Raw genomic sequence first — 26,139 nt, 5'->3', positions numbered from 1 at the left:
TAGGCAGGGGAATACGCTTTGCCCAGATGATTTAATTTATCAGCCGATAAGAAACGTTTATCCTGTGGCAAACGTTTACCTGGCAACCCTGATACTCCAATGGCTGAACCCTGGCAGCGCCTTCCCGCACTCTCGTTAAAACAGATCCAGTATTTTGTGACGCTGGCCAAACTTCGTCATTTCACCGATACCGCCAACCGGCTGGCCATTAGCCAGCCCGCGCTAAGCAGCGCGTTACGGCAGATTGAGTCCGTGTTGGGCGGGAAGCTGGTTAACAGAACCGCTGCGGCAGTGACGCTGACGGACCTGGGTTCAGCGCTACTGCCCCATGCCGAACGCGTGCTCAACGTCGCGCAGCGCGCTTTTGACGACATGCAGCGCATTGTCCAGGACGGCGGTGATGGCACGCTTCGCATAGGCCTGGTGCCCTCGGTCGGCAGCCTTTTATTTCCCGATATTCCTCAACGTATTGCAGAGGCTTTTCCTCGCCTGCGGGTGGAGTTTCACGACCGCACCAATGATGCGCTGATTGCCCAGCTTGAAAGCGGCCAGCTGGACTTTGGCCTGGGGGCGCTGGACAGCTCTGTGCCCAAAACGCTGGAGATCCATCCGCTGCAGGAAGATCCCTTCGTGGCGGTAGTCAACTGTCACGATCCTCTGGCAGAATCCAGCCACGCGCCGTGGCGAAGCCTGGTGAAGCGGGACATCGCGGTGTTTTCAAAAGGGAATATCAGCCGGCTGGTCGCGGCGATGGCGGAAAGCCAGCGCCTGACGCTGAATGCGCGCTATCAGGTTGATTTTATTGAAACCCTTTATGGACTGGTGCGCTCGCAGCTGGCGGTGGCGATTTTACCGCAGCTTTACACCACCTTTTTGCAGGACCCCGAGCTGAAAGTGATTCATTTGCAGCAGCCTTCGCTGAGCCGCACCGTGGCATTGATGCGCAGCACTGAGCCGTTCGCGCCGCAAATAGAAGCCTGCTTCCAGCTTATTGTCCGCCTATTACAACAACGAAAAGTACTCTGACTTTACAAGGAAAACCTGACATGAAAAAGATCCTGCGCGTGGTGGTTGTGCTGCTGATTTTGCTGGTGGCCGCCGTCGCAATCCGCCTGTGGCTGCTGCATCGCCACAGTGATGCTCTGTGGAATATCATCAGCCAGCAGTGCATTCCCAATCAGCAGCAGAACCACTCACCAGCGCCTTGCCTGAAAGTCGATCTGGCCGGGCGCTACCTGGTATTTAAAGATGCCAAAGGCCCGCTGCATAATTTGCTGATGCCGACGGACAAAATCACCGGTATCGAGAGCCCGAAGATCCTTGAAAACGGTGCGCCAAATTACTTCCTGGATGCGTGGGAGAATCGCCACTATCTGCTGGATGAAACCACAAAAGCGGTTCGGGACGATGATTTGGTGTTAGCGATCAACTCTCGCTACGGACGTTCTCAGAACCAGCTGCACATTCACCTGTCCTGCCTGCGCCCTGAGGTGTATCAATCCATTAACCAGCTTGCCGACAAAGTCGGTGACCAGTGGCAGCCGTTTGGTGCGGAGATCCTTGGCCATAAATATCTGGCGAGAAAAGTCCCGGCAGAGGCGAATCCGTTTACCGTGCTGGCGGAGTACGTGAAGGCTCAGGGCGATGAGATGGAAAACTTTGGCCTGGCGCGAGTGGTGACAACGAAGGGGGATGTGGTGCTGTTGGCTAATCCTCGTCAGCTGTTGGGCGGGAACCAGGGCTCGGCGGAAGAGATGCTGGACTACAGCTGCTCGCTGGCAAACTAAAACAAAATGGCCTCTTAGCAAGAGGCCATTTCAGACTGATGACTAACTCCAGGCGGATAAAATTCTGCAATGTGTCGCCATAAAAATAAAATGGAAAATCAATGCATTGATTTTCGGCTGATAACCACAAAGAGGGAAAAACCACGCTTTTTCCCTCTTTGTCAGCAACCTCAAATGGCCTCTTGGCAAGAGGCCATTTTTTTGTGCCGTTACGACAGGTAATTCATGCCCTGTTTGAGCACCAGATCGCAGGCTTTGGTTTTCACCTTTTCAGCCAGCGGCGAGTTGCCGATGCTGTTCAGATCCAGCTTCTGGCCGTTGGCCGTGTTCAGTAAGCCCATCAGGCCCTGATTGTAGTCCTGCTTGTCGGCAGGCTTGGTGCTGCTTTCCAGCCCCAGCTTGGTCATCAGCTGGTTTTTAATGTTGTCGGTATTGGTGACGGAAGCCAGTTTATTCTTCGCGCAGTACTCCATCACGCCAGCCGCATTGGTCATCGTACTTGAGCTGAGAGATTTGCTGTTGCCGTTCAGCAGGCTGGTCAGTGAAGAGAGAGAGAGACCGCCGGTCTGAGCGCCATTGCTGGTGGTAGTGGCATTGCCGCTTTTAGTCAGTTCATTGGCGGCGCTGGAAAGTTGTTCCTGCCAGTTTGCAGCAGTTGCCTGGCTCGCGAAAAAGGCTGCTGCCAGCGCCATTGCGCAGAGCGTTTTATTCCTTGCTTTCATCTTGTGATACTCGCTTTGTTTGCCTGCGGTGCAGGAGATTTCAGGCGTGAGTATAGCGCTTTGGCCGGAAGCAGGGGGATTGAGAGTTGTCTTAAACCGTGGGGGCAGGTGAAAAAGCCGGGTTTCCCCGGCTGTAGCATCAGTTGATGATGTTCAGGGTCACATCAATGTTGCCGCGGGTTGCGTTGGAGTATGGGCAAACAATGTGTGCCGCATCGACCAGTTTTTTCGCTTCAGCAGCATCCATGCCCGGCAGGTGAATGTTCAGCTTCGCTTCGATACCAAAGCCGGTTGGCAGTGGCCCGATGCCGACTTCGCCTTCGATGAAAGCATCAGCCGGCATGGAGATTTTGTCGCGGCCGGAAACGAACTTCATCGCGCCCAGGAAGCATGCGGAGTAGCCCGCCGCGAACAGCTGCTCAGGGTTGGTGACTTCGCCACCCGCGCCGCCCATCTCTTTTGGCAGGCCCAGTTTGACGTCCAGTACGCCGTCGGAAGAGGTTGCACGACCTTCACGGCCACCGGTGGCTTTGGCTTTTGCGGTGTAAACGACTTTTTCTAAAGACATGGCAGGTTCCTCACCTTACATTTAGTATGCGCTATAAAATAGCGTGCGATTTACATGGTGTTTTAAAAATCGCCGACAGTATCGACGATTAATTATTACGTATTTAAATTACTGCGCAAAGTTTCCAGCTGCGCTTTCAGCGCCAGCATGCTGTCTACGCTACAGGCTGAAGCACAGCGCACGGAGTCTGGAATACCCAGCGCTTTTTCCTGCAACGCTTTCCCTTCCTGGGTCAGCGTGACTGCCACCTGACGCTCATCTTCGCGGGAGCGCTGACGTAGCAGCAGCCCTGCGCTTTCAAGCCGTTTTAGCAGCGGCGTTAAGGTGGCTGAGTCTAAAAACAGACGCTCGCCGATTTGCGACACCGTGACATCGTCCTGCTCCCACAGCACCAGCATCACCAGGTATTGCGGATAGGTGAGCTGCAGCGGCGCAAGCAGCTGGCGGTAGAGCTTGTTCACCGCCAGATTGGCGGAGTAGAGCGCGAAGCAAAGCTGGTTGTCCAGCAGCAGGGCGTTCGTTTCTGTGGGTGTCTTCTTCATGCTTCTCAATATAGATAGTGCGCGATTAAATAGCAAATTTTATTTTACGGCGATTTTGTCTGTGCGATCAGACCCGGGGCTTTTTGCGATAAAGCCACAGTCCCGGCAGAGAGAGCCCGATGGACAGCGCCCCGACGATAAATGACGCTTTCAAGAAGTTGGTCACCAGTTGGATCATCAGCGGATCGCTGTAGCCAAAGTGCGTCAATTTTACCGCCGAGATCATCGCGGTATAGGCGTAGATCCCCGGAAACATAGGAATGACGGCCGCAACGGTAAAGACTTTCGGATGAGCAAGATACCAGCGTGACCACTGAATACCAATGATGCCGACCAGAATCGACGCCAGAAAAGTGCTCCACTCGATGTTTAAACCCGCCGTCATCATCGCCATACGCGAGCCGTGGCCGATGGCGCCGAGCAGGCCACACCAGGGCAGGGCGCGCTGAGGCACGTTAAAAACTAACGCAAAGCCCACCGCCGGCACGGCAGACAGCGCCATATCCTGAAGCAGGGCCAGAAGAAATTCGATTATGCCCATCCTCTTAGCCCCCATATCGCCATTGCCATCACCACGCCAATACAGGTTGCCAGCGTGAGCAGGCTGGCCATCGCCCAGCGAGCAAGCCCGGTATTAACGTGGCCTTTAAACATGTCAGCCACGGCGTTAATCAGCGGAAAACCGGGGACGAGTAATAACACGCTCGCGGCCATCGCAATATTGGAAGTGGCGGCAAACGGGCCTTTGGCGATAAGCAGACCCGAAACGGTAGTGGCGACAAACGCGGTAATGCAGAAGTTGATCTGCGGATGAAGCTGGCGGTGGGTGAGCAGCTGGCGGACATACATCGCCAGTGAGCTGGCGATAAAGGCGACAAACGCCCCGTCCCAGCCACCGTTGTTCAGTTTACAGAAGCAGCCGCAGGAAAGACCCACCATCAGGACGACCAGCCAGCGTGGGTAACGCAGCGGTTTGATGTGTTCGAAGCGTTTGAGAACGTCCCTGGCATCCAGCAGCTTGTGTTCGGTGAGGATCACGATGTGCTGCACTTCGGTGACGACGTGCATGTTGATCCCGCGATCGTTATTTTTGCGGGTAGTCGTCAGGCACTGATTGTCTTTAATGGTGCTAAGTACAATGGCGTTAGCGGAGATTGAGCTTTCCACGCTGTCCATTCCCAGCGCTTTGCCAAGGCGGGTTGAAAGCTCCTCGACCAGTGCGCTTTCTGCCCCGTGCTGCAGTAAAAAGAGCGCACATTGAATACATAAACGAGTGACGTCCCGCTGGGAAGCAACATCTGGCTGCATGCTTGATCCTGACCAAAGAGAAGGAAATACGCTTAACGTTGATCCATTTAACATGAGCGCATCGCTTTATTAGCCGCGTCAGATCAAGCTTTGCGTCACTATCTCCGGCGATGAAACGTGATTATTTTTTCCAGCCATTGGTTGCAGCTCACGCAGACAATGCCGCCGATGACGAAAACCGATCCCAGCAGAAAACCAGCGTTTATCTTTTCATTCAGTAACCAGGCGCCAAACACGACCCCGAGCAGAGGCGTGACAAAAGAAAAGGCGCCGAGCGCAGAAGCCTGGTAGCGGCGCAGTAAAGCAAACCAGATAAGCAAGCTCAGGAAGGAAACAATCACAGACTGAAAGACCATATTGGCCAGCAGAAGCGGTGTGGGGTTAAAGTGGGTTTGCCCCAGGAGGTACGACGCTGCAAGCAGCACAATAAAAGCCCCCGCAAGCTGAAACAGCGTCGTTTGGGCGGCGGAAACCTGGGCCAGGCGGGAGGTGCGAACCAGCACGGTGGTCGCGCCCCATGATGCGCCGGAAAGCAGGCAAAAGAGATCCCCGAAAAACGATGAGTGCCCACCATCTGGCGCTGAAAATGTGACGATGACGCCAATAAATGCCAATACGATCCCGATCCACTGTACCGGCGTCAGGCGCTCAGAGAGCAGGGTAAAGTGCAGGCCTACTGCGGCAAACAGCGGTGCGGTATACAGAAAAACTACGCCGTGCGCGGCGCTGGTATAACGCAGGCCGATGCCAAGAAACAAATACTCGATTGCAAACAGAACCCCAGCTCCCGCGCCAGCAAGCCAGGGCAGGGAGGCGTACTGAATTTTCTCTTTTCTCAACAGCATATAAAGTGCGACCAGCCCCGCGCCTATACCAGAACGTAAGGCGATCTGTAGGATGGGGCTGGCGTCTTCAGCCGTGGCCTTCAGGCCGGGCTGCTGCAGGCTCCATATCATGCAGAGGGTGATCATCCCGGCGACGGCCAGGCGGTCTATGGTCTTGTATCTGGACATGCGTTTTCTCCCGAAAAACGCATTATCAACTGGGGTGATATGCTTGATATAGTGAGAAACCGCCATGCCATCGTGCGTTTCGGTCAATGTTTTCTCTACGACTTTGAAGGTGGATATCCGTGCCAAAGAAAACGCCCAGCATCCTTATCGCGCCTTTTACCGGCGAACTTCCGGCCACGCTGTACTTTCGTAGCGCGCCGATGCCTGCGCACGGTTTGTACCTGGAACACAGTCATCCCTGGGGAGAATTTGTTTCAGCGGTAAGCGGCGTCGTGGAGGTGCAATATGCCGGAGGACACTTTGTGGTGCCGTCCCAATACGGTATCTGGCTGCCGCCGGACACCCAGCATCTTGCGCAAAACCGGATGGAGGCGTGGCACAGCTCCGTATATGTCAGCCTCGCGGAGTGCGCAGCGTTTCCGCAGCAGGTGACCGTTATGGCTATCACGCCTCTCGTCCGGGCGATGCTCGAGCATTTACACCTTAACCCGCCGGGTATTCCTCCTTCTGAAGAGGAGTCGCGATTCCTGCGCGTGCTGGTTGACAGGCTGATTAAGGCCGAAAGGGTGGGGAACTATCTACCAGGATCGGACGATCCTGTGGTTCAGCGGGTGCTTAATATCCTGGAACAAAACCCTGGGGATAGCCGCTCCGTGGCGGCGTTGGCGGCTTTGGCCAATACCAGTGAGCGAACGTTGATGAGACGTTGCCAGCGCGAGTTGGGTATGACGCTGGCGGAGTGGCGGCAGAGGCTAAGAATTGTGAAAGCGATGCCTTTGCTGGCCGAGGGATGGACCGTCGAGAATATCGCTTTTGAGCTGGGTTACGGCAGTTCATCGGCGTTTATTACGATGTTCCGCCGCTTAACCCAGGAAACGCCGGATGAGTATCGCAAGCGTGTCATCGGGCTGGAGCGTTAACTGAGCCGAAAGTCTTTTGCCTTCGGCTGCAGCAAACTTACTGGCAGACGTCCACCCATTTGGCGTGGGTGAGTTCAGCCATACGATCAGGTGAAATGCGGACGGCGCTGTGAATGGCCCCTGCGGCGGGCAGCACTTCATCGTACTGGCGGAGTGAGATATCGCAGAATACCGCCAGCGGGTTTTCCAGCCCGAAAGGGCAAACGCCACCGACCGGATGCCCGGTCCAGTTCACCACTTCATCGCTGCTGAGCATGCGCGCTTTAGAGCCAAATGCTTCTTTAAGTTTCTTATTATCAAGACGAGCATCGCCCTTTGCGACGATCAGGATTATGTCGTTTTTGACCTTTAATGAGAGCGTTTTGGCTATTTGTCCGGGTGCCACATTGTGGGCGGCGGCGGCAAGCGCGACGGTAGCGGTGCTTTGGTTTAGCTCGATGATATCTATATCGGGGGCATGGTCGGCGAAGAATTGCCGCACGGACTGCAAACTCATGATTTTCTCCTGATCCAGGTGGCAAATAATTTCGCATAAGCTTGTGCTTTCTGTAAACCGCTTATACTTATCTCATACCCGCCTTGTCAGAAATTTCTGGATCTCCTTCACAATCAATGAAACCGGTTGCAGTAACCGGTTGCAGTAATAAATTCCGCGAGGAATACTGAACCCTGTAACCCCCCTGTACCTAATAATAAGAGTCGTCTATGAAACGTATCCTTTTATGCTGTGCCGCTGGTATGTCTACCAGTATGGTCGTGAACAGGATGAAACAGGCCGCCCAGGATCAACAGATTGAGGTTGAGATCAAGGCGGTAGGTATCGAAGAGTTCACGGATGTTATGCCTGAATTTGATTGCTGTTTACTCGGTCCGCAGATCAAATACCGTCTGGAAGATTTTAAGGCTCAGGCCGCGCCCAAACGGATCCCGGTCACGGTCATTAACTCTATGGATTACGGAATGATGCGCGGCGACAGAATTCTCGCCGACGCACTCGCGTTGATAGCCTGACAGGAGAGCCACTATGTCTTCCAACCATGCTGCTTTTAATTTAATTTTTCGGTTTGTTGAGAACTACGTTAGCCCGATAGCTGGCCGCATTTCTTCCCAGCGTCACGTGATGGCCATTCGCGACGGCTTTATTTCTGCGATGCCATTTATGATTGTCGGCTCGTTCCTGCTGGTTTTTGCTTATCCCCCGTTTTCGCCCACCACGACATGGGGCTTTGCTCGCGCCTGGCTCGACCTGGCGAAGCAGTTTGAAGGGCAGATTTTAACGCCGTTTGATATGACGATGGGCATCATGTCTATCTACATTTGTGCGGCGATCGCCTACAACCTGGGTAAACACTACGTTAAATCGCACGGGCTCGATCCTTTCATGTGCGCCATGCTGTCGCTGATGGCTTTCCTGGTGGTTGCGGCCCCGAAAACCAAAGGTACGCTGCCGGTGGACAGCCTTGGCGGCACCGGGATCTTCACCGCAATCCTGGTGGCGATTTACTGCGTAGAGATGATGCGTTTCCTGAAGGCGCATAACATCGGCATCAAGCTGCCGGACCAGGTGCCGCCGATGATCAAAAACTCTTTTGATCTGCTGATCCCGGTGCTGGTTGTGGTGCTGACGCTGTATCCGCTGAGCCTGTTTATTCAGTCCCAGTTCGATATGCTGATCCCTCAGGCCATTATGGCGCTGTTCAAACCGCTGGTGTCCGCGGCGGATTCTCTGCCGGCGATTCTCCTTGCCGTACTGATTGCTCACCTGTTGTGGTTTGCGGGTATCCACGGGGCGGCGATTGTCTCCGGGATGCTGCAGATGTTCTGGCTGACCAACCTGGGCCTTAACCAGGGCGCGCTGGCTGCCGGTGCACCTCTGCCGCATATCTTTATGGAAGCGTTCTGGACCTTCTTCATCGTGGTCGGCGGTTCCGGGGCAACGATGGGGCTGGTTATCTGCTATCTGCGCAGTAAATCTGCCCACCTGCGTTCCATTGGCCGCCTGAGCATCGTGCCAACCTGCTTTAACATTAACGAACCGGTGATCTTCGGGACGCCGATTGTGATGAACCCGGTGTTCTTTATTCCGTTCCTGCTGGCGCCAATGGTCAACGCCGTGCTGGCCTGGGGCGCGATGAAGCTGGATCTGATTGGCCGCGTGATTTCCGTTGTGCCGTGGACGGCTCCTGCCCCAATTGGCGCAGCCTGGGCGCTGGGCTGGGACTTCCGTGCGGCTATCCTGGTGATTCTGCTGGCCTGCGTGTCGTCCATCATCTACTTCCCGTTCTTCAAAGTGTACGAGAAGCAACTGCTGGAGCAGGAGAAAGAAGAAGCCCAGAGAGCGAGCGAGGAAGGGAGCCAACAGCTGGCTTAATGGTTTAGCGGAATGAAGAACGGCGGGGAAACCCGCCGTTTGCTATTTCAGGGTACAGTCCCCGCAGCGCTGCACGTCAGGCAGCTTATAGCGCTGGCAGCAGGTGCGTCTGACCAGAATGCCTTCACGCGGGATGACCGTGCGATAAAGCGGATTCTCCCGGCCGCATGAAAGCTGTTTTTCAAAGAAACAGGTCTGCACCAGCGCCGCCAGGCTCTGTTCATCCAGCAGTGGTTTTAGCTCGCCGAAGAACCAGTTCACCAGGTAGCCGGTGTTGCTCCAGATAAGCCGGGCGTTGATCTCTTCGCTGGCTTCCAGCGCCGCCACGACGGGCATCAAACCTTCAACGATGAACTTCTCCAGTCGCAAAGTGAGCGGCTGCTCGCTTGCCCGGCAATCTTCAGTCACGTCAATCCAGAAGCATTTTGCCCGGCCCGTTTCGTGGAACTCGGCCCGCACATGCTGAGGGGCAATATTCAGCGCTTTGGGCTGAGTCAGCAGCGCCATCATTATCGGGGGCACCAGCAGGCCGATGTACCATTGCGCCCACAAAGACTTCAGCGGTTTGTGCTCGCGGGTAAGTTCAGGCTGGTGACGATAGATATGGTCGCCGTAGGCCGCCATCAGAGAGGTTAGCGTGGTGGGACGCTGCCACTCGCTTAGCGTCATTGCTGTGGCGGGAACCTGTTCGTTTAATTTGATGATGTCGTTGAAGTACGGGCGGTGCGCGGCAAAATACTCCCGCAGCGAATCCGCCTGCGGGCTTGCCGCGGGGGACCAGGGTAGAACAAAGCAACCGCTGTCATCGCTGAGCTGGAGGGAGTGAAGCGCCATACTTTCGTCAGGGAGTAATCTAAATGATAATGATTAGCAATACTAACGGTGAGCGAAATCTCTGGCAAGGTGAATTCACCGCCACCGCTGGGTGATGGCTGTTTTTGCGATCTGGCGCGTCTCGCCGGGCTAATTCACGGCAATCATTTCGTTTGTCAGGATGCTGTTTCTTCCTCGGTTTTTGGCCTGATAAAGCGCTTTATCCGCGAGGCTCAGCGCATCGTCTATGCTGCCTTCAGTGAATGGCGCAAGCCCGATACTGACGGTAACGTTGGTCGCGACCTGGGTATTAAACATATGCGGGATGTCCAAATCGAAAACGCGCTGGCGGATCCTTTCCGCCGACTGCATCGCACGTTCCGCGTCGATGTTGGTGAGCATAATCATGAACTCTTCCCCGCCGTAGCGCGTGACAAGATCCCTTGAACGCACGGCATCGCGAATCGCTGCTGAGACCCGGATCAACGCCTGGTCGCCCATCGCATGGCCGTAGTGGTCGTTGTACGACTTGAAGTGGTCGATATCCAGCAGCAAAACGTAATGGCTGCCGCTGCCGGAGGCCTGAATGTGCTCGAGGCGGTTTTGAAAGCCGCGGCGGTTGTACAGGCCGGTTAAAGGATCGAGCATGCTGAGATCGGTCAGCGTCTCTTTTTCTTCGAGCAGTTTATTCATCAGCCGCTGGGTGAAACGGTCATTACGTTTCTGAATAATATGCTGAATAGCGATTCCGATAGCGGGCAGCGCAATGGAATAAATTACCCTCAGCCATTGGTCAACATTACCCAGCCAAAGTACGACCAGCGCCACGGGCAGGCTGTGCAGCAGGAAAGCCACAATATTATTAATAAATGCAATAGCGCCAATAAAAAGCACCGACATCAGGCTAATCACCAGAAATGAGGTGTCCAGATCCCCGATAGCCGCGTTTTTAATGAAAATATGCACCGCCCATAATAACCCGAGAAATAGCGAGATAATATTCAGGTTAATCAGCTGCTTATTATTCCACATCTGCCAGGCAAGCAAGGCCAGGCTAATCAGCAGAATGGCGGCAACGGGCGTCGTTATGCGCATTGTCGAATGGATTGGAAAGAGCATAGCAAAAGCGGCTGCCAGGGCGTTGAGCAGCAAAAATAAACGTAAAGAAAGCAGCTGCTTTGCTTTGAGTAAGGCTCGCCAGGTTTGGGCTGTCATAGAACGATTGTGTCTTGGGTAAGCGCGTCAGGTGTTGTGTGTGTCGTATTAATGAAAAGCGAGTTATCGACTTTTCTGGCAACTATTGGAATTTTTATAAGGCAAACTAAAGCCGGCGCTCAATCTATCACCTTACTGAAAATCTGTCATTAAATGACACGTCAACCCTGGCTATTTCAGCTATAGGTCGCGCACGTTTTTACGCTGACAGTTGAGAAAATTTATCATATGATATTGGTTATCATTATCATGATGGGGCGTAAAATGCTGCAACGACGACTCGAAAGTGGCTGGAGTGTAATGGTGGCGGGGCTTGCCGTGGCGCTGCTTGCCTGCCTGGATCTCAGTTTCAGTCAGTGGCGCGTGCTGGTGGTTATCGGGCTGCTTGCCACGGCATTGATGCTCTACCATAAAACGTTAAGACACTTTGTTTTACTGCCATCGTGCGTAGCATTTGCCAGCGGATTGCTGTTGATTGTGATGAATTTGGGATCGATGAGATAAACAAGCTGGAGGAGAGAAAGCGGGTCACTTCATAAGAAGTGGTGCGAAGAGAGGGACTTGAACCCTCACGTCCGTAAGGACACTAACACCTGAAGCTAGCGCGTCTACCAATTCCGCCACCTTCGCACAGTTTTCAGATTTGCATCTGAAGAGTTTTGATATCGCCTTCGCATTGGTGCGAAGAGAGGGACTTGAACCCTCACGTCCGTAAGAACACTAACACCTGAAGCTAGCGCGTCTACCAATTCCGCCACCTTCGCGCAGTGCGAACGATATCTTTCGTGGTTGTGTTGGTGCGAAGAGAGGGACTTGAACCCTCACGTCCGTAAGAACACTAACACCTGAAGCTAGCGCGTCTACCAATTCCGCCACCTTCGCATACCTGTAATACCGAAGTATCACAACCACGGAGGCGCATTCTAGATGTTTTCTGAGCTTCGTCAACACTTAATTTGATGCCGCTTTTCCGACTGATGCAAAAAGCGGCACCTTAACGCGTTTAGCGCTTTTTACCCGCCCGGGTCAGCACGGCGCGGTAAACTTTGAAGCGGCCGGTTTGAGCAATAACTTCATGACTACCAAACACTTCGTCCAGCACGTTCGGGTAGGCAAGGAAGGCGTTCGCCACGATGCGCAATTCGCCACCCATATTCAGATGGCGAGCTGCACCGCGAATAAGCTGGTGCGCTGCATCGAGGCTGGTTTGCATCCCGTCGTGGAATGGCGGGTTGGAGATGATCATGTCGAAACGGCCGTTGATTTCCGAGTAGACGTTACTGGCGATCACTTCCCCTTCAATGCCGTTAGCGGCAAGTGTTGCGCGGCTGGCGGCGACCGCCGGTGCGCTAACGTCGCTCAGCGTGAGGCGGACTTTTGGCGAGTGGCTGGCGAGAGTAATCGCCAGTACGCCCGCGCCGCAGCCAACATCCAGCACTTTGCCTTTGGTGTGCGGCGTCAGCGTGGAAAGCAGCAGTTTGCTGCCGGTATCCAGACCGTCACGGCTAAAGACGCCCGGCAGGGTTTTCACGGCCATCCCTTCATGAGGGTATTCACCCCACCAGCTGTTTTCATCAAACGCAGGTTGCTGCTCAAGGCGGCCATGATACAGACCGCAGCGGCGCGCGCTGTCGATTTTTGTCAGTGGGCAAATTTCAGCCAGCATTTGCTCTGCGCTACGCACGCCAGAGCGGTTTTCGCCGACGACAAAAACATCGGTGCCAACCGGCATCAGCGACAGAATATTCATCAGCTGGAACTGAGCTTCTGGCTTGTTTTTCGGCCAGTAGTAGATAAGCGTATTGCTGTCGGCAACGTCATCCGCACTGACCACCAGGCCATATTGTGCGTTCTCACCCATCTGCGCGCTTAATACCTGCCAGTGGTGGAATTGCTGGGTGTGGGCGCGGCTGGCGGCGGTGTCGAAACGCGCCGGCAGGTCGTCTTGCATGTCACCGGCAAACAACACACGGCTCTCGGTAAAATCATCGCTGTGGCGCAGCAGTACTTCACTCGCCGGGGTAAACGCACTCATCAAATAGCTCCTGGAAAATCAGAGCGTGGATTATAGAGCTTTAATGGCGTGGATTCGATGAATTTGCTATATTTGCCGCCCGAATTACGCTCTCAACAGGTTTCGCTATGACTTCCCCTTCCCGACGCGACTGGCAGTTACAGCAACTGGGTATTACCCAGTGGGTGCTGCGGCGTCCGACGGCGTTACAGGGCGAAATTGCGGTTTCTTTGCCCGCGGGCGTGCGTTTAGTGATGGTGGCTGAGACGCTACCAGCCTTGAGCGATCCGCTGGTGAAGGACATTTTACGCAGTATGGCGTTAAGCCCTGAGCAAGTGATGCAGCTGACCCCAGAGCGCGTTGCGATGATGCCGCCTGACAGCCGCTGCAATAGCTGGCGTCTGGGCGTTGAGCAGCCGCTGACGCTCAGCGGCGCGCAGCTTGCGTCCCCTGCGCTTGACGAGCTTTATCACAATGGCAACGCGCGACAGGCGCTGTGGCAACAGATTTGCGAACATGAACACGATTTCTTCCCTGACGCCGAATGATTTGGCGGACGCGTATGCCATTGAGCTGCGCAGTCATGCTTTTCCCTGGAGTGAAAAAACCTTTGCCAGCAATCAGGGCGAACGCTATTTCAATTTGCGGCTGGACGTTGACGGCAAACTTGCCGCTTTTGCGGTGACGCAGGTCATTCTCGATGAAGCCACGCTGTTCAACATTGCGGTTGATCCAGCGTATCAGCGGCAAGGGCTTGGGAAAGCGCTGCTTGAGCATCTTATTGCCGAGCTTGAAAAACGGGATGTGTTTACGCTGTGGCTGGAGGTGCGCGCCTCTAACGTTGCGGCGAGAACCTTGTACGAAAGCCTGGGCTTTAACGAAGCGACGGTGCGTCGCAATTATTATCCTGCAAAAGAAGGTCGGGAAGATGCGATCGTGATGGCGCTCCCCCTTGGTTAATTTTTAAAAGGTGTGTGGATGAACTGGGACTGGATTTTATTTGATGCGGACGAAACGCTGTTTACCTTTGACGCGTTCGGCGGCTTGCAGCGCATGTTTCTCGATTACAGCGTGACCTTTACCGCAGATGATTTCCAGGAGTACCAGGCGGTAAACAAGCCGCTGTGGGTAGACTACCAGAACGGGGCGATTACCGCGCTGCAGCTGCAGCTCAGGCGTTTTGAGGACTGGGCAGGGCGGCTGAATGTGCCGTCAGCGGAGCTGAACGATGCCTTTTTATCCGCCATGGCTGAAATTTGCGCCCCTCTACCTGGCGCGGTTTCTCTCCTGAATGCGCTGAAGGGCAAGGCTAAACTTGGCATCATCACCAACGGCTTTACCGCATTGCAGCAGATCCGCCTTGAACGTACAGGCCTGCGTGACTATTTCGATCTGCTGGTGATTTCCGAGCAGGTGGGGGTCGCTAAGCCAGACCGCCGTATTTTCGACTATACCTTTGAGCAGATGAAACAGCCGCCGCGCGACCGCGTTTTGATGGTCGGTGACACGGCAGAATCCGACATTCTGGGCGGTATCAACGCCGGGATAGCAACCTGCTGGCTGAACGCCCACGGGCGCACCGCGCCGGAAGGGATTGAACCGACCTGGCAGGTCACCTCGCTAAGTGAACTGGAGCAACTGCTGTGTAAGCCATGATTGTTGATTGTTAAACCCGCAATGATGGGTAAAATAGCCGCCAAATAACGTTCACTCGCCGCGTGGCTCAAGGCCGCGCGCACTTACAGAAGATGTAATTATGACTTTGTCTCCTTATTTGCAAGAGGTGGCTAAACGCCGCACTTTTGCCATTATTTCTCACCCGGATGCCGGTAAAACGACCATCACCGAAAAGGTGCTGCTGTTCGGACAGGCTATCCAGACCGCCGGGACGGTAAAAGGCCGTGGCTCAAGCCAGCACGCCAAATCCGACTGGATGGAGATGGAAAAACAGCGTGGGATCTCGATCACCACCTCGGTGATGCAGTTCCCGTATCGCGACAGCCTGGTCAACCTGCTGGACACCCCGGGGCACGAAGACTTCTCCGAAGATACCTACCGTACCCTGACCGCCGTTGACTGCTGCCTGATGGTTATTGATGCCGCAAAAGGCGTAGAAGATCGTACCCGTAAGCTGATGGAAGTTACCCGTCTGCGCGACACGCCGATCATCACCTTCATGAACAAACTGGACCGCGACATTCGCGATCCAATGGAAGTGCTGGATGAAGTTGAGCGCGAGCTGAAGATTGGCTGCGCGCCAGTCACCTGGCCAATCGGCTGCGGCAAGCTGTTCAAAGGGGTTTACCATCTTTATAAAGATGAAACCTACCTCTACCAGACCGGTAAAGGCCACACTATCCAGGAAGTGCGCATCGTGAAAGGGTTGAGCAACCCGGAACTCGACGCAGCCGTCGGGGAGGATCTTGCTCTGCAGCTGCGTGAGGAGCTGGAGCTGGTGCAGGGGGCTTCTAACGAATTCGACCATGAACTGTTCCTGTCCGGTGAAATTACCCCGGTATTCTTCGGCACCGCGCTGGGTAACTTCGGCGTCGACCACATGCTGGATGGTCTGGTTGAGTGGGCGCCGGCCCCAATGCCGCGTAAAACCGACACGCGTCTGGTGGATGCGGCGGACGAGAAGTTCACCGGTTTTGTCTTTAAGATCCAGGCCAACATGGACCCAAAACACCGTGACCGCGTCGCCTTTATGCGCGTGGTGTCCGGTAAGTATGAAAAAGGCATGAAGCTGCGCCAGGTGCGTATCGGGAAAGACGTCATTATTTCTGACGCGCTGACCTTTATGGCCGGGGATCGTTCTCACGTGGAAGAAGCGTATCCGGGCGATATTATCGGCCTGCACAACCACGGCACGATTCAGATCGGCGACACCTTTACCCAGGGCGAAATGATGAAGTTCACCGGCATTCCGAACTTTGCCCCGGAGCTGTTCCGCCGTATTCGCCTGCGCGATCCGCTTAAGCAGAAGCAGTTGCTTAAAGGCCTGGTTCAGTTGTCTGAAGAAGGCGCGGTACAGGTGTTCCGTCCTATTGCCAACAACGACCTTATTGTTGGTGCGGTTGGGGTTCTGCAGTTCGACGTGGTCGTTGCTCGTCTGAAAAGCGAGTACAACGTGGAAGCGATTTACGAATCGGTCAACGTGGCGACGGCGCGTTGGGTTGAAGGGAATGACGTTAAGAAGTTTGAAGAATTCAAACGTAAAAACGAAGTTCAGCTGGCGCTGGATGGCGGCGACAACCTGACCTATATCGCCCCAACGATGGTAAACCTGAACATTACCCAGGAACGTTACCCTGACGTGACCTTCCGAAAAACGCGCGAGCACTAATTATCAGCCAGAGCGCGGCGTTCGCCGCGCTCTTCTCACTTTCCCTGTCTTTTTAATCCCTTGCAGAATCCTCTTAATTTCCCGCGAATCCTGCGTCATTGCTGATTTTTCCATCAACACGTCATGCACTTTTATGATTGTGATCTATATTTAACAAAGTGATGACAATTTTATTGGATGAAAGCTCCGGGAATTAATCATTTTCTGGTGTCTTGTTGGCGTTTCTCATGTCATCTCAATATTAATAGCTGATTTTTTTCAGCTTACGGGAAGCGAGAAAGCTCAAATGATGAGCAAACCTACAGGAATTAATCGATGACTACGACTAAGATTTCAAAAACTCTGCTGGCGGTTGTGTTGGGTTCTGTACTGGCAAGCACCAGCGCCTTTGCGGAAGACACTCTGCTTAATAAAACGGAATCTACCGCCGATAGTGCAGGGAAAAAAATCGATAGCTCCATGACGAAAGTCGGTAATTTCATGGACGACAGCGGCATCACAGCGAAAGTCAAAGCAGCCCTGGTTGACGATAAAAACATCAAAAGTACCGATATTTCGGTCAAAACCGACAATAAAGTGGTCACCCTGAGCGGTTTTGTTGAGAGCCAGGCTCAGGCCGAGCAGGCCGTCGCCACGGCGAAAAAAGTGGAAGGCGTAACCTCGGTGAGCGACAAACTTCACGTTCGCGATGTGAAAACACAGTCGGTGAAAGGCTATGCCGGTGATGCGGCCACGACCAGCGAGATCAAAGCGAAATTGTTGGCCGACAGCATTGTGCCGTCGCGCCATATAAAAGTAGAAACCACTGACGGCGTGGTTCAGCTGTCCGGCGAGGTGAAATCCGCCGCTCAGTCTGAGAAGGCTGAAAGCATTGCCAAAGCTGTTGAAGGCGTGAAAAGCGTTAAAAACGATCTGAAAGTAAAGTAAAGCAGCACCCGAAATGGCTTCCAGGGCTCATGCCGGGAAGCCATAAGCACCACCCTTACACATTATCGCCTGCGGGTTAGCCATTCGGCGCCCGTGAAGAAGCGATAAGATTCACTATGGTTAAGGAGAGTCTATGTTTCGTTGGGGCATTATTTTTCTGGTAATAGCGTTGATCGCTGCGGCCCTGGGCTTCGGTGGTCTGGCGGGTACCGCAGCAGGTGCTGCAAAAATTGTCTTTATCGTCGGGATCATTCTGTTCCTGGTCAGCCTGTTTATGGGGCGCAGACGTCCTTAGCAACGCTTATTGAGTAACATGCCGATACAAAAGAAAAGCCAGTCCTCGTGACTGGCTTTATACTGTCGACAAACCGCTGTCGGCAGAAAAGAAATGCCAGACGGCTCGTTAAAAAAAACAGGAAAATCAATTCATTGATTTTCGGCTGCTCACCACAAAGAGGGAAAAACTACGCCTTTTCCCGCTTTGTCAGCAACCTTAAGCCAGTCCTCGTGACTGGCTTTCGCCGTTTTACTTAGCGCGCTATGGGTATAGGGTAGAAATTCACAACAACAGCAATTCAGGAAAGCAGGTGGGAAATCGTATACCCGTAACGCTCGGCAATATTGCGCCGCTGGCGACTAAACCTTTTCGTCCTGGAAAACTCGCTCTGATTTGTGAAGGGGGCGGGCAGCGCGGGATCTTTACGGCTGGGGTTCTGGACGAATTTATGCGCGCGGAATTCAACCCTTTTGATCTGTTCCTGGGTACCTCTGCCGGGGCGCAGAATCTTTCCGCTTACGTTTGTAACCAGCCGGGATACGCGCGTCGCGTCATCACGCGCTTTACGACGACGAGGGATTTCTTCAATCCGCTCCGCTTTGCGCGCGGAGGGCATCTGATCGATCTCGACTGGCTGATTGAGTCGACCGCCGCCAGACTGCCGCTGTCGATGTCCAGCGCCGACCCGCTGTTTGAACAGGGAAAAGAGTTCTTTATGTGCGCCTGCCGCAGTGATGACTATGCGGCGAATTACTTTTCGCCGACCACGGATACCTGGCTAAATTTGCTGAAAGCCTCCAGCGCCATTCCCGGTTTTTACCGCTCAGGCGTGGATATTGACGGCGTCAGCTATCAGGACGGCGGCATCAGCGATGCGGTGCCGGTGCGGGAAGCGGTTAATCGCGGGGCAGATACGCTGGTGGTCATTCGCACCGTACCTTCACAGATGTACTACACGCCGCAGTGGTTCAAACATATGGAACGCTGGCTGGGCGACAGCAGCCTGCAGCCGCTGTTGAATCTGGTGCAGCACCACGAGGAAAGCTACCGTGAAATCCAAAGCTTCATTGAGAAGCCGCCCGGTAAACTGCGAATCTTCGAGATTTACCCTCCGAAAGCGCTATTAAGCAGCGCGCTCGGCAGCCGCCTGCCTTCATTGACGGCGGATTATCAAACGGGGCGCTTGTGCGGGCGCTATTTCCTGGCCACCATTGGCAAACTGCTGGTGGCTAAGCCGCCGTTAAGGCGTCATTTGCCGCGCATTAATACGCCTGGCCCGCTGGTGATTCCTCCTGCTGTGGCGGCAAACGAATCGCTGGTCAAGCCGATTAGCCCTGGCCTGCAGGCGAATGATGCGGCGTTTGATAATGAGGATCTTGCGTGAGTTTTACGTTCTACGACACCCATTGCCACTTTGATTTTCCCCCCTTCACCGGGGATGAAGAGCACAGCCTCGCCCTGGCCGCTGAGGCCGGGGTTCGTAAAATCATTGTGCCAGCAATAGAAGCGGGGCGTTTCAATCGCGTACTCGCGCTGGCGCAGAATTATCCGGCGCTTTATGCCGCCCTGGGTATGCACCCGATTGTGATTGAAAAGCATGATGATACGGGGCTGGCCGCGCTGGAGGATCTTTTGCGGCAAAAGCCGGAGAAGCTGATCGCCATCGGCGAGATTGGGCTGGATCTTTATCGCGAAGATCCGCAGCTCGACAGGCAGGAGTTTATCCTCAGCGAGCAGCTGAAGCTGGCGAAGCGTTACGATCTGCCGGTGCTGCTCCACTCCCGCCGTACCCACGACAAGCTGGCGCTGCACCTGAAGCGCCACAACTTGCCCAGAACCGGCGTGGTGCATGGTTTTGCCGGCAGCTTACAGCAGGCGGAACGGTTTATTGCAATGGGCTATCGCATTGGCGTCGGTGGCACCATCACCTATCCGCGAGCCAGCAAAACCCGGGATGTGATGGCCCGTTTGCCGCTTTCATCGCTGTTGCTGGAAACCGATGCGCCGGATATGCCGCTGAACGGCTGGCAGGGGCAGCCCAACCGGCCGGAACGTGTCGCCAGGGTCTTCGATGCGCTGTGTGAATTACGCCCGGAGCCCGCAGAAATCATTGCTAACGCCTTGAAAAACAACGCAGACGAATTATTCGCTTTCTAATGAGTCACGCTCAAAGTGTGATGCTTCTCACCTTGCTATGTAAATGTTTCTATACATTTCGTCCTACACGTGATTACTCCGGCACTTTTCTCGCCCCTGTGGTTATAATCCGCGCGCTTAAAAGGGGCTGCTAAAGCCCGAATCTTTCCAGTTGATACACAGGGATACTGTATGCAAATACTCATGGGATTGATCGGCATGATGGCACTGCTGCTGATCGCCGTTTTACTTTCCAGCAACCGCAAAGCGATCAACCTGCGTACCGTCATTGGCGCGTGGCTTATCCAGATCGGTATTGGGGCGCTGATCCTTTATGTCCCGGTCGGGCGTAAAGTCCTGCTCGCGATGTCTGAAGGGGTGGCTAACGTCATCGCCTACGGCAATTCAGGGATTTCCTTCCTGTTTGGTGGGCTGGTTTCTGACAAAATGTTCGAAGTTTTTGGCGGCGGCGGCTTTATTTTTGCCCTGCGAGTCCTGCCGATTATTGTCTTCTTCTCCTCGCTTATCGCCGTGCTTTACTACCTCGGCGTGATGCAGTTAGTGATCCGTATTCTCGGCGGCGGCCTGCGTAAGGTATTGAAAACCTCGCGCACTGAATCCTTGTCGGCGACGGCGAATATTTTCGTTGGCCAAACCGAAGCGCCGCTTGTGGTTCGCCCTTACATCTCGACCATGACTCGCTCTGAGCTGTTTGCCGTGATGTGCGGTGGCCTTGCCTCCGTGGCGGGCTCCGTGCTGGCGGGCTACGCGCAGATGGGCGTGCCGCTGGAATACCTGATTGCCGCATCCTTTATGGCTGCGCCGGGCGGGCTGCTGTTTGCCAAGATAATGCTGCCTGAAACGGAAACCCCGAACGACACGCCTGAGCTGGAGTCGATGAAAAACGACCCAGATCGCCCGGCTAACGTGCTGGATGCGGCGGCCTCGGGCGCAGCCTCCGGGATGCAGCTGGCGCTGAACGTCGGGGCGATGCTGCTGGCGTTTGTGGCGCTGATTGCCCTGCTGAACGGGATGCTTTCCGGTATCGGCGGCTGGTTCAACTATCCACAGCTTTCGCTGGAGCTGATGCTGGGCTGGGTGTTCTCCCCGGTAGCCTGGCTGATTGGCGTGCCGTGGAGCGAGGCGATGGTGGCCGGATCGTTTATCGGCCAGAAGCTGATCATCAACGAGTTCGTAGCTTACCTGAACTTCGGCGCTTACCTGAAGGATGATGCCGAAGTGGCTGCGGCGGGCCTGCAGGTGCTGTCCGGCCATACCAAAGCAATTATCTCCTTCGCGCTGTGCGGATTTGCTAACCTTTCTTCTATCGCCATTCTGATCGGTGGCCTGGGCAGCATGGCGCCAAACCGTCGGCACGATGTGGCTCAACTGGGCATGAAGGCCGTGGCGGCGGGGACGTTGTCTAACCTGATGAGTGCCACCATCGCCGGGCTTTTCCTGGCGCTGTAAACTGCAACAGAAATGTTATAATTATAACATTAAGCGGTAACCGATGGCTGGCGCCCTGCCAGCCATTTTCTTGTGTCCCGGCGCAATTTAGCGCGTTATTTTGTTCCTTTAATCACATATACTCTATGAAAGCTTGCAATTCATGCTTTGGCTTTTGTGAGGCGAGACACAAAATTGTATCGGTGGTGGGTGTTAGAATTCTAACATTGCAACCGGCAATGTGCGGTGAGAAGGATCTCAACGTGAGGGTGACCCAGGTGACCACTCTTCTTCAAGGAACCAAGTCCGCTCCAACGTGTTGAGTTTCCAGGCCGGAGACTTATTTCCCTTTTGTTGGAGAGCGTTATGACCGATTTAACCCAAAGCAGCCTGCGTGCGCTGAAACTGATGGATCTGACTACCCTGAACGACGATGACACTAACGAGAAAGTCATCGCTCTGTGCCATCAGGCAAAAACCCCAGTCGGCAACACCGCTGCGATTTGTATCTACCCGCGCTTTATCCCTGTTGCCCGTAAAACCCTGAAAGAGCAGGGCACCCCGGACATCCGCATTGCGACCGTGACCAACTTCCCGCACGGTAACGACGATATCGACATCGCGCTGGCAGAAACTCGCGCCGCTATCGCTTACGGTGCAGACGAAGTGGACGTGGTGTTCCCATACCGGGCGCTGATTGCCGGTAACGAGCAGGTTGGCTTTGATCTGGTGAAAGCGTGTAAGGACGCCTGTGCCAGCGCTAACGTACTGCTGAAAGTGATCATCGAAACCGGCGAGTTGAAGACCGAAGAGCTGATTCGCAAAGCGTCTACTATCGCGATTAAAGCCGGTGCCGACTTTATCAAAACCTCGACCGGTAAAGTGCCGGTTAACGCCACGCCGGAAAGCGCTCGCATCATGATGGAAGTGATCCGCGATATGGGCGTGGAAAAAACTGTAGGCTTCAAACCAGCCGGTGGCGTTCGCTCCGCTGAAGATGCTGCGCAGTTCCTGGCTATCGCGGACGATCTGTTCGGCGCCGATTGGGCCGACTCCCGTCATTACCGCTTCGGGGCGTCCAGCCTGTTAGCCAGCCTGCTGAAAGCGCTGGGCCATGGGGACGGCAAAAGCGCCAGCAGCTACTAATTACTCGTCATGCTTCAAGCCGCAGGTGCGTTAGCTGCACTCCCTCACCCCAATCACTTACTTCAGTAAGTTCCTGGGGATGAGCTCTTTTGCCTTCTGCCTGCGGCTCGAATTATCCAGAGTAATCTTTAATTGCGGCGGGTTTTCCGCCGCTCTTTACCCGCATTTCCCAGGGGGTTGCCGTGTTTCTCGCACAAGAAATTATTCGTAAAAAACGTGATGGCCTGGTACTGAGCGACGAAGAGATTCGCTTCTTTATCAACGGTATTCGCGACAACACCGTCTCTGAAGGGCAAATTGCTGCTCTGGCGATGACCATTTTCTTCCACGACATGACAATGCCGGAAAGGGTGTCGCTGACAATGGCGATGCGGGATTCCGGCACCGTGCTGGACTGGAAAAGCCTTAACCTCAACGGCCCGATTGTGGATAAACATTCCACCGGCGGCGTGGGGGATGTCACTTCGCTGATGCTTGGCCCAATGGTGGCGGCCTGCGGAGGCTATGTGCCGATGATTTCAGGCCGCGGTCTGGGGCATACCGGCGGGACGCTGGACAAGCTGGAGGCGATTCCGGGCTTCGATATCTTCCCGGACGATAACCGCTTCCGCGACATTATTAAGGACGTCGGCGTGGCCATCATCGGCCAGACCAGCTCGCTGGCACCGGCGGACAAACGTTTTTATGCCACCCGCGACATTACCGCGACGGTGGATTCTATCCCGCTTATTACCGCTTCCATTCTGGCGAAAAAACTGGCCGAAGGGCTGGACGCGCTGGTGATGGACGTGAAAGTAGGCAGCGGCGCATTTATGCCGACTTACGAGCTGTCAGCCCAGCTGGCAGAGGCTATCGTTGGCGTTTCCAACGGCGCAGGCGTGAAGACCACCGCGCTGCTGACAGACATGAACCAGGTGCTGGCTTCCAGCGCGGGTAACGCCGTGGAAGTCCGTGAAGCGGTACAGTTCCTCACGGGTGAATACCGCAACCCGCGTCTGTTCGATGTGACAATGGCGCTGTGCGTGGAGATGCTGATTTCCGGCAAGCTTGCCAAGGACGAAATTGAAGCACGCGCGAAGCTTCAGGCGGTGCTGGACAACGGCAAAGCAGCCGAAGTGTTTGGCCGCATGGTTGCCGCGCAGAAAGGCCCGAGTGACTTCGTTGAAAATTATGCGAAGTACCTGCCGACGGCAATGCTGAGCAAGGCAGTGTATGCCGAAGCGTCCGGGTTTGTTTCTGCGATGGATACTCGCGCGCTGGGCATGGCGGTGGTGTCGATGGGCGGCGGTCGCCGTCAGGCTTCCGACACCATTGATTACAGCGTCGGCTTTACCGACATGGCGCGTCTGGGAGAATCTATCGACGGCGAACGTCCGCTGGCGGTGATCCACGCCAAAGACGAAGCCAGCTGGCAGGAAGCCGCGAAGGCGGTGAAAGCGGCAATCAGCATTGACGAAAAAGCACCGCAGGAAACACCAACGGTCTATCGCCGAGTCACCGAATAACGGTATACTGATCTGATCCCTATTTTATAGAGCACAAGGTACGGAGAATAATATGAAACGTGCGTTTATTATGGTGCTGGACTCGTTCGGCATCGGTGCTACCGAAGACGCAGAGCGCTTCGGAGATGTCGGCTCTGATACCCTCGGTCACATCGCGGAGGCTTGCGCTAAAGGCGAAGCTGACAAAGGCCGTAAAGGCCCCCTGAACCTGCCTAACCTGACTCGTCTTGGGCTGGTAAAAGCTCATGAAGGCTCCACCGGCAAAGTGGCAGCAGGCATGGACGGTAACGCAGAAGTTATCGGCGCTTACGGCTGGGCACACGAGCTTTCTTCCGGCAAAGACACTCCGTCTGGCCACTGGGAAATCGCCGGCGTGCCGGTTCTGTTTGACTGGGGCTATTTCAGCGACCACGACAACAGCTTCCCGCAGGAGCTGCTGGACAAACTGGTCAAGCGTGCCAACCTGCCGGGCTACCTCGGCAACTGCCACTCTTCCGGGACCGTGATCCTGGACGAGCTGGGCGAAGAGCATATGAAAACCGGGAAACCGATTTTCTATACCTCCGCTGACTCCGTGTTCCAGATTGCCTGCCACGAAGAAACCTACGGCCTGGATAAGCTTTATGAGCTGTGCGAAATTGCGCGTGAAGAGCTGACCGAAGGCGGCTACAACATTGGCCGCGTTATCGCGCGTCCGTTTGTTGGCGATAAAGCGGGTAACTTCCAGCGTACCGGCAACCGTCACGACTTAGCGGTCGAGCCACCTGCCGCCACCGTGCTGCAGAAGCTGGTTGATGAGAAGCAGGGCCAGGTTGTTTCCGTAGGTAAAATTGCGGACATCTACGCCAACTGCGGCATCACTAAAAAAGTGAAGGCAACCGGTCTGGATGCGCTGTTCGACGCCACCATCAAAGAGATGAAAGAAGCCGGCGACGACACCATCGTGTTCACCAACTTCGTCGACTTTGACTCCTCCTGGGGCCACCGTCGCGACGTAGCCGGCTACGCGGGCGGCCTTGAGCTGTTCGACCGTCGCCTGCCAGAGCTGATGGCGCTGCTGAAAGAGGACGATATTCTGATCCTTACCGCGGACCACGGCTGTGACCCAACCTGGCAGGGTACCGACCATACTCGCGAGCACATTCCGGTGCTGATCTACGGCCCGAAAGTGAAAGCCGGTTCTCTTGGCCACCGCGAAACCTTCGCGGATATCGGCCAGACGGTAGCGAAGTACTTCGGTCTTTCCGACATGGACTACGGCAAAAACATGCTGTGATCCCTTTGGGCGGGCGGTTGCCCGTCTGATTGCTAACTTTTAAAATCAAGGAATACACAATGGCTACGCCACACATTAACGCAGAAATGGGCGATTTCGCTGACGTAGTACTGATGCCGGGCGACCCGCTGCGCGCTAAGCACATCGCGGAAACCTTCCTGGAAGACGTGCGTGAAGTGAACAACGTGCGCGGCATGCTCGGTTTCACCGGGACTTACAAAGGCCGTAAGATCTCCGTTATGGGCCATGGTATGGGCATCCCATCCTGCTCCATCTACGCGAAAGAGCTAATCACCGACTTCGGCGTGAAGAAAATCATTCGCGTGGGTTCCTGCGGCGCGGTTCGTGCAGACGTTAAGCTGCGCGACGTGGTGATCGGTATGGGCGCGTGTACTGACTCTAAAGTTAACCGCCTGCGCTTCAAGGATCACGACTTCGCGGCTATCGCGGACTTCGATATGGTTCGTAACGCGGTTGATGCTGCAAAAGCGCTGGGCGTTGACGCTCGCGTGGGCAACATCTTCTCTGCAGACCTGTTCTACACGCCGGATCCGTCCATGTTCGACGTGATGGAAAAATACGGCATTCTGGGTGTGGAAATGGAAGCGGCCGGGATCTACGGCGTAGCGGCTGAGTTCGGTGCAAAAGCGCTGACTATCTGTACCGTGTCTGACCACATCCGTACTCACGAGCAGACCACCGCCGCTGAGCGTCAGACTACCTTCAACGACATGATCAAAATTGCTCTGGAATCCGTCCTGCTGGGCGACAAAGAGTAAGTTTTTTTCTCGTTTAAAGGGCGCC

Annotated in this window: 29 protein-coding genes and 3 tRNA genes; 19 read left to right on the top strand and 13 right to left on the bottom strand. The window is 54.7% G+C overall.

From position 1 onward, the window contains the following. Positions 1-99 precede the first annotated feature (99 nt). Complete coding sequence (locus F3J28_RS13980) at positions 100-1,026, top strand: LysR family transcriptional regulator (RefSeq protein WP_166876992.1); 927 nt, start codon at positions 100-102, stop codon at positions 1,024-1,026. Between the two features lie 20 nt (positions 1,027-1,046). Beyond that, positions 1,047-1,787, top strand: coding sequence for a CDP-diacylglycerol diphosphatase (locus F3J28_RS13975; protein ID WP_008460056.1), 741 nt, complete (start codon positions 1,047-1,049; stop codon positions 1,785-1,787). Positions 1,788-1,996: 209 nt separating this feature from the next. Here F3J28_RS13975 and F3J28_RS13970 read toward each other — a convergent pair whose 3' ends face one another. The 6 genes from F3J28_RS13970 to F3J28_RS13945 form a co-directional block, all read right to left on the bottom strand. Beyond that, the gene (locus F3J28_RS13970; protein WP_166876989.1) at positions 1,997-2,509 is read right to left on the bottom strand and encodes a YjjA family protein; all 513 of its coding nucleotides are present in this window, start codon (positions 2,507-2,509) and stop codon (positions 1,997-1,999) included. Positions 2,510-2,648: 139 nt separating this feature from the next. Continuing rightward, positions 2,649-3,077, bottom strand: coding sequence for an organic hydroperoxide resistance protein (locus F3J28_RS13965; RefSeq protein ID WP_166876986.1), 429 nt, complete (start codon positions 3,075-3,077; stop codon positions 2,649-2,651). A 95-nt stretch (positions 3,078-3,172) separates the two neighbouring features. Then, a complete protein-coding gene (locus F3J28_RS13960) occupies positions 3,173-3,619 on the bottom strand; it encodes a MarR family winged helix-turn-helix transcriptional regulator (RefSeq protein ID WP_166876983.1) in 447 nt (148 codons plus the stop codon). Positions 3,620-3,686: 67 nt separating this feature from the next. Further along, positions 3,687-4,160 (bottom strand): threonine/serine exporter, encoded by a 474-nt coding sequence (locus F3J28_RS13955; RefSeq protein ID WP_166876980.1) that lies wholly within the window; start codon positions 4,158-4,160, stop codon positions 3,687-3,689. After that, the gene (locus F3J28_RS13950; protein ID WP_166876977.1) at positions 4,151-4,927 is read right to left on the bottom strand and encodes a threonine/serine exporter family protein; all 777 of its coding nucleotides are present in this window, start codon (positions 4,925-4,927) and stop codon (positions 4,151-4,153) included. The genes F3J28_RS13955 and F3J28_RS13950 overlap by 10 nt, the downstream gene beginning before the upstream one ends. Before the next feature lie 98 nt (positions 4,928-5,025). Beyond that, positions 5,026-5,940 (bottom strand): DMT family transporter, encoded by a 915-nt coding sequence (locus tag F3J28_RS13945; protein WP_166876974.1) that lies wholly within the window; start codon positions 5,938-5,940, stop codon positions 5,026-5,028. A 119-nt stretch (positions 5,941-6,059) separates the two neighbouring features. On the opposite strand from F3J28_RS13945, the gene F3J28_RS13940 reads away from it, so the two are divergent. Then, a complete protein-coding gene (locus tag F3J28_RS13940; RefSeq protein ID WP_205247196.1) occupies positions 6,060-6,860 on the top strand; it encodes an AraC family transcriptional regulator in 801 nt (266 codons plus the stop codon). Between the two features lie 37 nt (positions 6,861-6,897). Here F3J28_RS13940 and F3J28_RS13935 read toward each other — a convergent pair whose 3' ends face one another. Continuing rightward, complete coding sequence (locus F3J28_RS13935; protein ID WP_166876971.1) at positions 6,898-7,356, bottom strand: YbaK/EbsC family protein; 459 nt, start codon at positions 7,354-7,356, stop codon at positions 6,898-6,900. A gap of 209 nt (positions 7,357-7,565) precedes the next feature. Here F3J28_RS13935 and F3J28_RS13930 point away from each other — a divergent pair, with 209 nt between their 5' ends. Both F3J28_RS13930 and F3J28_RS13925 read left to right on the top strand, forming a co-directional pair. Further along, positions 7,566-7,871, top strand: coding sequence for a PTS sugar transporter subunit IIB (locus tag F3J28_RS13930; RefSeq protein WP_039290026.1), 306 nt, complete (start codon positions 7,566-7,568; stop codon positions 7,869-7,871). A 13-nt stretch (positions 7,872-7,884) separates the two neighbouring features. Further along, complete coding sequence (locus F3J28_RS13925) at positions 7,885-9,231, top strand: PTS cellobiose transporter subunit IIC (RefSeq protein WP_008460071.1); 1,347 nt, start codon at positions 7,885-7,887, stop codon at positions 9,229-9,231. A gap of 42 nt (positions 9,232-9,273) precedes the next feature. Here the strand turns inward: F3J28_RS13925 and fhuF are convergent, their stop codons facing one another. Both fhuF and F3J28_RS13915 read right to left on the bottom strand, forming a co-directional pair. Further along, complete coding sequence (fhuF, locus tag F3J28_RS13920; RefSeq protein WP_166876968.1) at positions 9,274-10,065, bottom strand: siderophore-iron reductase FhuF; 792 nt, start codon at positions 10,063-10,065, stop codon at positions 9,274-9,276. Positions 10,066-10,194: 129 nt separating this feature from the next. After that, complete coding sequence (locus F3J28_RS13915; protein ID WP_166876965.1) at positions 10,195-11,259, bottom strand: GGDEF domain-containing protein; 1,065 nt, start codon at positions 11,257-11,259, stop codon at positions 10,195-10,197. A 228-nt stretch (positions 11,260-11,487) separates the two neighbouring features. Between F3J28_RS13915 and F3J28_RS13910 the strand changes: the two genes are divergently transcribed. Next, positions 11,488-11,763: a DUF1435 domain-containing protein gene (locus F3J28_RS13910; RefSeq protein ID WP_166876962.1), complete on the top strand. Its 276-nt coding sequence runs from the start codon at positions 11,488-11,490 to the stop codon at positions 11,761-11,763. A gap of 39 nt (positions 11,764-11,802) precedes the next feature. Here F3J28_RS13910 and F3J28_RS13905 read toward each other — a convergent pair. The 4 genes from F3J28_RS13905 to rsmC form a co-directional block, all read right to left on the bottom strand. Next, positions 11,803-11,889 (bottom strand) — tRNA-Leu (locus F3J28_RS13905). 47 nt (positions 11,890-11,936) lie between these two features. Next, a tRNA-Leu gene (locus F3J28_RS13900) sits at positions 11,937-12,023 on the bottom strand. Positions 12,024-12,054: 31 nt separating this feature from the next. After that, positions 12,055-12,141: transfer RNA gene (locus tag F3J28_RS13895), tRNA-Leu, on the bottom strand. A 121-nt stretch (positions 12,142-12,262) separates the two neighbouring features. Then, the gene (gene rsmC, locus F3J28_RS13890; protein WP_166876960.1) at positions 12,263-13,294 is read right to left on the bottom strand and encodes a 16S rRNA (guanine(1207)-N(2))-methyltransferase RsmC; all 1,032 of its coding nucleotides are present in this window, start codon (positions 13,292-13,294) and stop codon (positions 12,263-12,265) included. Between the two features lie 107 nt (positions 13,295-13,401). On the opposite strand from rsmC, the gene F3J28_RS13885 reads away from it, so the two are divergent. The 13 genes from F3J28_RS13885 (at position 13,402) to deoD (ending at position 26,114) form a co-directional block, all read left to right on the top strand. Next, positions 13,402-13,821, top strand: a complete 420-nt coding sequence (locus F3J28_RS13885) for a DNA polymerase III subunit psi (RefSeq protein ID WP_166876958.1) — start codon at positions 13,402-13,404, stop codon at positions 13,819-13,821. Then, positions 13,790-14,233: a ribosomal protein S18-alanine N-acetyltransferase gene (rimI, locus tag F3J28_RS13880; protein ID WP_008460078.1), complete on the top strand. Its 444-nt coding sequence runs from the start codon at positions 13,790-13,792 to the stop codon at positions 14,231-14,233. The genes F3J28_RS13885 and rimI overlap by 32 nt, the downstream gene beginning before the upstream one ends. 18 nt (positions 14,234-14,251) lie before the next feature. Continuing rightward, the gene (gene yjjG, locus F3J28_RS13875; RefSeq protein ID WP_039290052.1) at positions 14,252-14,929 is read left to right on the top strand and encodes a pyrimidine 5'-nucleotidase; all 678 of its coding nucleotides are present in this window, start codon (positions 14,252-14,254) and stop codon (positions 14,927-14,929) included. Between the two features lie 100 nt (positions 14,930-15,029). Then, positions 15,030-16,619, top strand: a complete 1,590-nt coding sequence (gene prfC, locus F3J28_RS13870; RefSeq protein WP_166876955.1) for a peptide chain release factor 3 — start codon at positions 15,030-15,032, stop codon at positions 16,617-16,619. Between the two features lie 315 nt (positions 16,620-16,934). Further along, a complete protein-coding gene (osmY, locus tag F3J28_RS13865) occupies positions 16,935-17,546 on the top strand; it encodes a molecular chaperone OsmY (protein ID WP_008460085.1) in 612 nt (203 codons plus the stop codon). A gap of 133 nt (positions 17,547-17,679) precedes the next feature. Then, positions 17,680-17,841, top strand: coding sequence for a DUF1328 domain-containing protein (locus tag F3J28_RS13860; RefSeq protein WP_007373037.1), 162 nt, complete (start codon positions 17,680-17,682; stop codon positions 17,839-17,841). Positions 17,842-18,133: 292 nt separating this feature from the next. After that, entirely contained in the window at positions 18,134-19,207 is a 1,074-nt protein-coding gene (locus tag F3J28_RS13855; RefSeq protein WP_166876952.1) for a patatin-like phospholipase family protein, read from the top strand. Further along, on the top strand, positions 19,204-19,980 hold the full coding sequence (locus tag F3J28_RS13850; protein WP_166876949.1) for a TatD family hydrolase: 777 nt from the start codon (positions 19,204-19,206) through the stop codon (positions 19,978-19,980). Before F3J28_RS13855 ends, F3J28_RS13850 begins: the two co-directional genes overlap by 4 nt. A 171-nt stretch (positions 19,981-20,151) precedes the next feature. Then, positions 20,152-21,429 carry a NupC/NupG family nucleoside CNT transporter gene (locus F3J28_RS13845; RefSeq protein ID WP_166876946.1) on the top strand — a complete coding sequence of 426 codons (1,278 nt, stop codon included), beginning with the start codon at positions 20,152-20,154 and terminating at the stop codon, positions 21,427-21,429. A gap of 345 nt (positions 21,430-21,774) precedes the next feature. After that, entirely contained in the window at positions 21,775-22,554 is a 780-nt protein-coding gene (gene deoC, locus F3J28_RS13840; protein ID WP_166866954.1) for a deoxyribose-phosphate aldolase, read from the top strand. Positions 22,555-22,736: 182 nt separating this feature from the next. After that, a complete protein-coding gene (deoA, locus tag F3J28_RS13835; protein ID WP_166876943.1) occupies positions 22,737-24,059 on the top strand; it encodes a thymidine phosphorylase in 1,323 nt (440 codons plus the stop codon). Positions 24,060-24,111: 52 nt separating this feature from the next. After that, positions 24,112-25,335, top strand: a complete 1,224-nt coding sequence (gene deoB, locus F3J28_RS13830; protein WP_008460097.1) for a phosphopentomutase — start codon at positions 24,112-24,114, stop codon at positions 25,333-25,335. Between the two features lie 59 nt (positions 25,336-25,394). Beyond that, positions 25,395-26,114, top strand: coding sequence for a purine-nucleoside phosphorylase (deoD, locus tag F3J28_RS13825; RefSeq protein WP_008460099.1), 720 nt, complete (start codon positions 25,395-25,397; stop codon positions 26,112-26,114). Positions 26,115-26,139 lie beyond the last annotated feature (25 nt).

Source organism: Enterobacter sp. Ap-1006, from assembly GCF_011752835.1.
In the GTDB taxonomy this organism is placed as follows: domain Bacteria; phylum Pseudomonadota; class Gammaproteobacteria; order Enterobacterales; family Enterobacteriaceae; genus Cedecea.
This window is presented reverse-complemented; position numbering and strand designations above follow the sequence as displayed.

What these genes read in the sequence shown, in the direction of transcription:
- F3J28_RS13980 (WP_166876992.1), top strand. Translation starts at nt 100, where the DNA reads ATGGCTGAACCCTGGCAGCGCCTTCCCGCACTCTCGTTAAAACAGATC.
- F3J28_RS13975 (WP_008460056.1), top strand. Translation starts at nt 1,047, where the DNA reads ATGAAAAAGATCCTGCGCGTGGTGGTTGTGCTGCTGATTTTGCTGGTG.
- F3J28_RS13970 (WP_166876989.1), bottom strand. Translation starts at nt 2,509, where the DNA reads ATGAAAGCAAGGAATAAAACGCTCTGCGCAATGGCGCTGGCAGCAGCC.
- F3J28_RS13965 (WP_166876986.1), bottom strand. Translation starts at nt 3,077, where the DNA reads ATGTCTTTAGAAAAAGTCGTTTACACCGCAAAAGCCAAAGCCACCGGT.
- F3J28_RS13960 (WP_166876983.1), bottom strand. Translation starts at nt 3,619, where the DNA reads ATGAAGAAGACACCCACAGAAACGAACGCCCTGCTGCTGGACAACCAG.
- F3J28_RS13955 (WP_166876980.1), bottom strand. Translation starts at nt 4,160, where the DNA reads ATGGGCATAATCGAATTTCTTCTGGCCCTGCTTCAGGATATGGCGCTG.
- F3J28_RS13950 (WP_166876977.1), bottom strand. Translation starts at nt 4,927, where the DNA reads ATGCAGCCAGATGTTGCTTCCCAGCGGGACGTCACTCGTTTATGTATT.
- F3J28_RS13945 (WP_166876974.1), bottom strand. Translation starts at nt 5,940, where the DNA reads ATGTCCAGATACAAGACCATAGACCGCCTGGCCGTCGCCGGGATGATC.
- F3J28_RS13935 (WP_166876971.1), bottom strand. Translation starts at nt 7,356, where the DNA reads ATGAGTTTGCAGTCCGTGCGGCAATTCTTCGCCGACCATGCCCCCGAT.
- F3J28_RS13930 (WP_039290026.1), top strand. Translation starts at nt 7,566, where the DNA reads ATGAAACGTATCCTTTTATGCTGTGCCGCTGGTATGTCTACCAGTATG.
- F3J28_RS13925 (WP_008460071.1), top strand. Translation starts at nt 7,885, where the DNA reads ATGTCTTCCAACCATGCTGCTTTTAATTTAATTTTTCGGTTTGTTGAG.
- fhuF (WP_166876968.1), bottom strand. Translation starts at nt 10,065, where the DNA reads ATGGCGCTTCACTCCCTCCAGCTCAGCGATGACAGCGGTTGCTTTGTT.
- F3J28_RS13915 (WP_166876965.1), bottom strand. Translation starts at nt 11,259, where the DNA reads ATGACAGCCCAAACCTGGCGAGCCTTACTCAAAGCAAAGCAGCTGCTT.
- F3J28_RS13910 (WP_166876962.1), top strand. Translation starts at nt 11,488, where the DNA reads ATGATATTGGTTATCATTATCATGATGGGGCGTAAAATGCTGCAACGA.
- rsmC (WP_166876960.1), bottom strand. Translation starts at nt 13,294, where the DNA reads ATGAGTGCGTTTACCCCGGCGAGTGAAGTACTGCTGCGCCACAGCGAT.
- F3J28_RS13885 (WP_166876958.1), top strand. Translation starts at nt 13,402, where the DNA reads ATGACTTCCCCTTCCCGACGCGACTGGCAGTTACAGCAACTGGGTATT.
- rimI (WP_008460078.1), top strand. Translation starts at nt 13,790, where the DNA reads ATGAACACGATTTCTTCCCTGACGCCGAATGATTTGGCGGACGCGTAT.
- yjjG (WP_039290052.1), top strand. Translation starts at nt 14,252, where the DNA reads ATGAACTGGGACTGGATTTTATTTGATGCGGACGAAACGCTGTTTACC.
- prfC (WP_166876955.1), top strand. Translation starts at nt 15,030, where the DNA reads ATGACTTTGTCTCCTTATTTGCAAGAGGTGGCTAAACGCCGCACTTTT.
- osmY (WP_008460085.1), top strand. Translation starts at nt 16,935, where the DNA reads ATGACTACGACTAAGATTTCAAAAACTCTGCTGGCGGTTGTGTTGGGT.
- F3J28_RS13860 (WP_007373037.1), top strand. Translation starts at nt 17,680, where the DNA reads ATGTTTCGTTGGGGCATTATTTTTCTGGTAATAGCGTTGATCGCTGCG.
- F3J28_RS13845 (WP_166876946.1), top strand. Translation starts at nt 20,152, where the DNA reads ATGCAAATACTCATGGGATTGATCGGCATGATGGCACTGCTGCTGATC.
- deoC (WP_166866954.1), top strand. Translation starts at nt 21,775, where the DNA reads ATGACCGATTTAACCCAAAGCAGCCTGCGTGCGCTGAAACTGATGGAT.
- deoB (WP_008460097.1), top strand. Translation starts at nt 24,112, where the DNA reads ATGAAACGTGCGTTTATTATGGTGCTGGACTCGTTCGGCATCGGTGCT.
- deoD (WP_008460099.1), top strand. Translation starts at nt 25,395, where the DNA reads ATGGCTACGCCACACATTAACGCAGAAATGGGCGATTTCGCTGACGTA.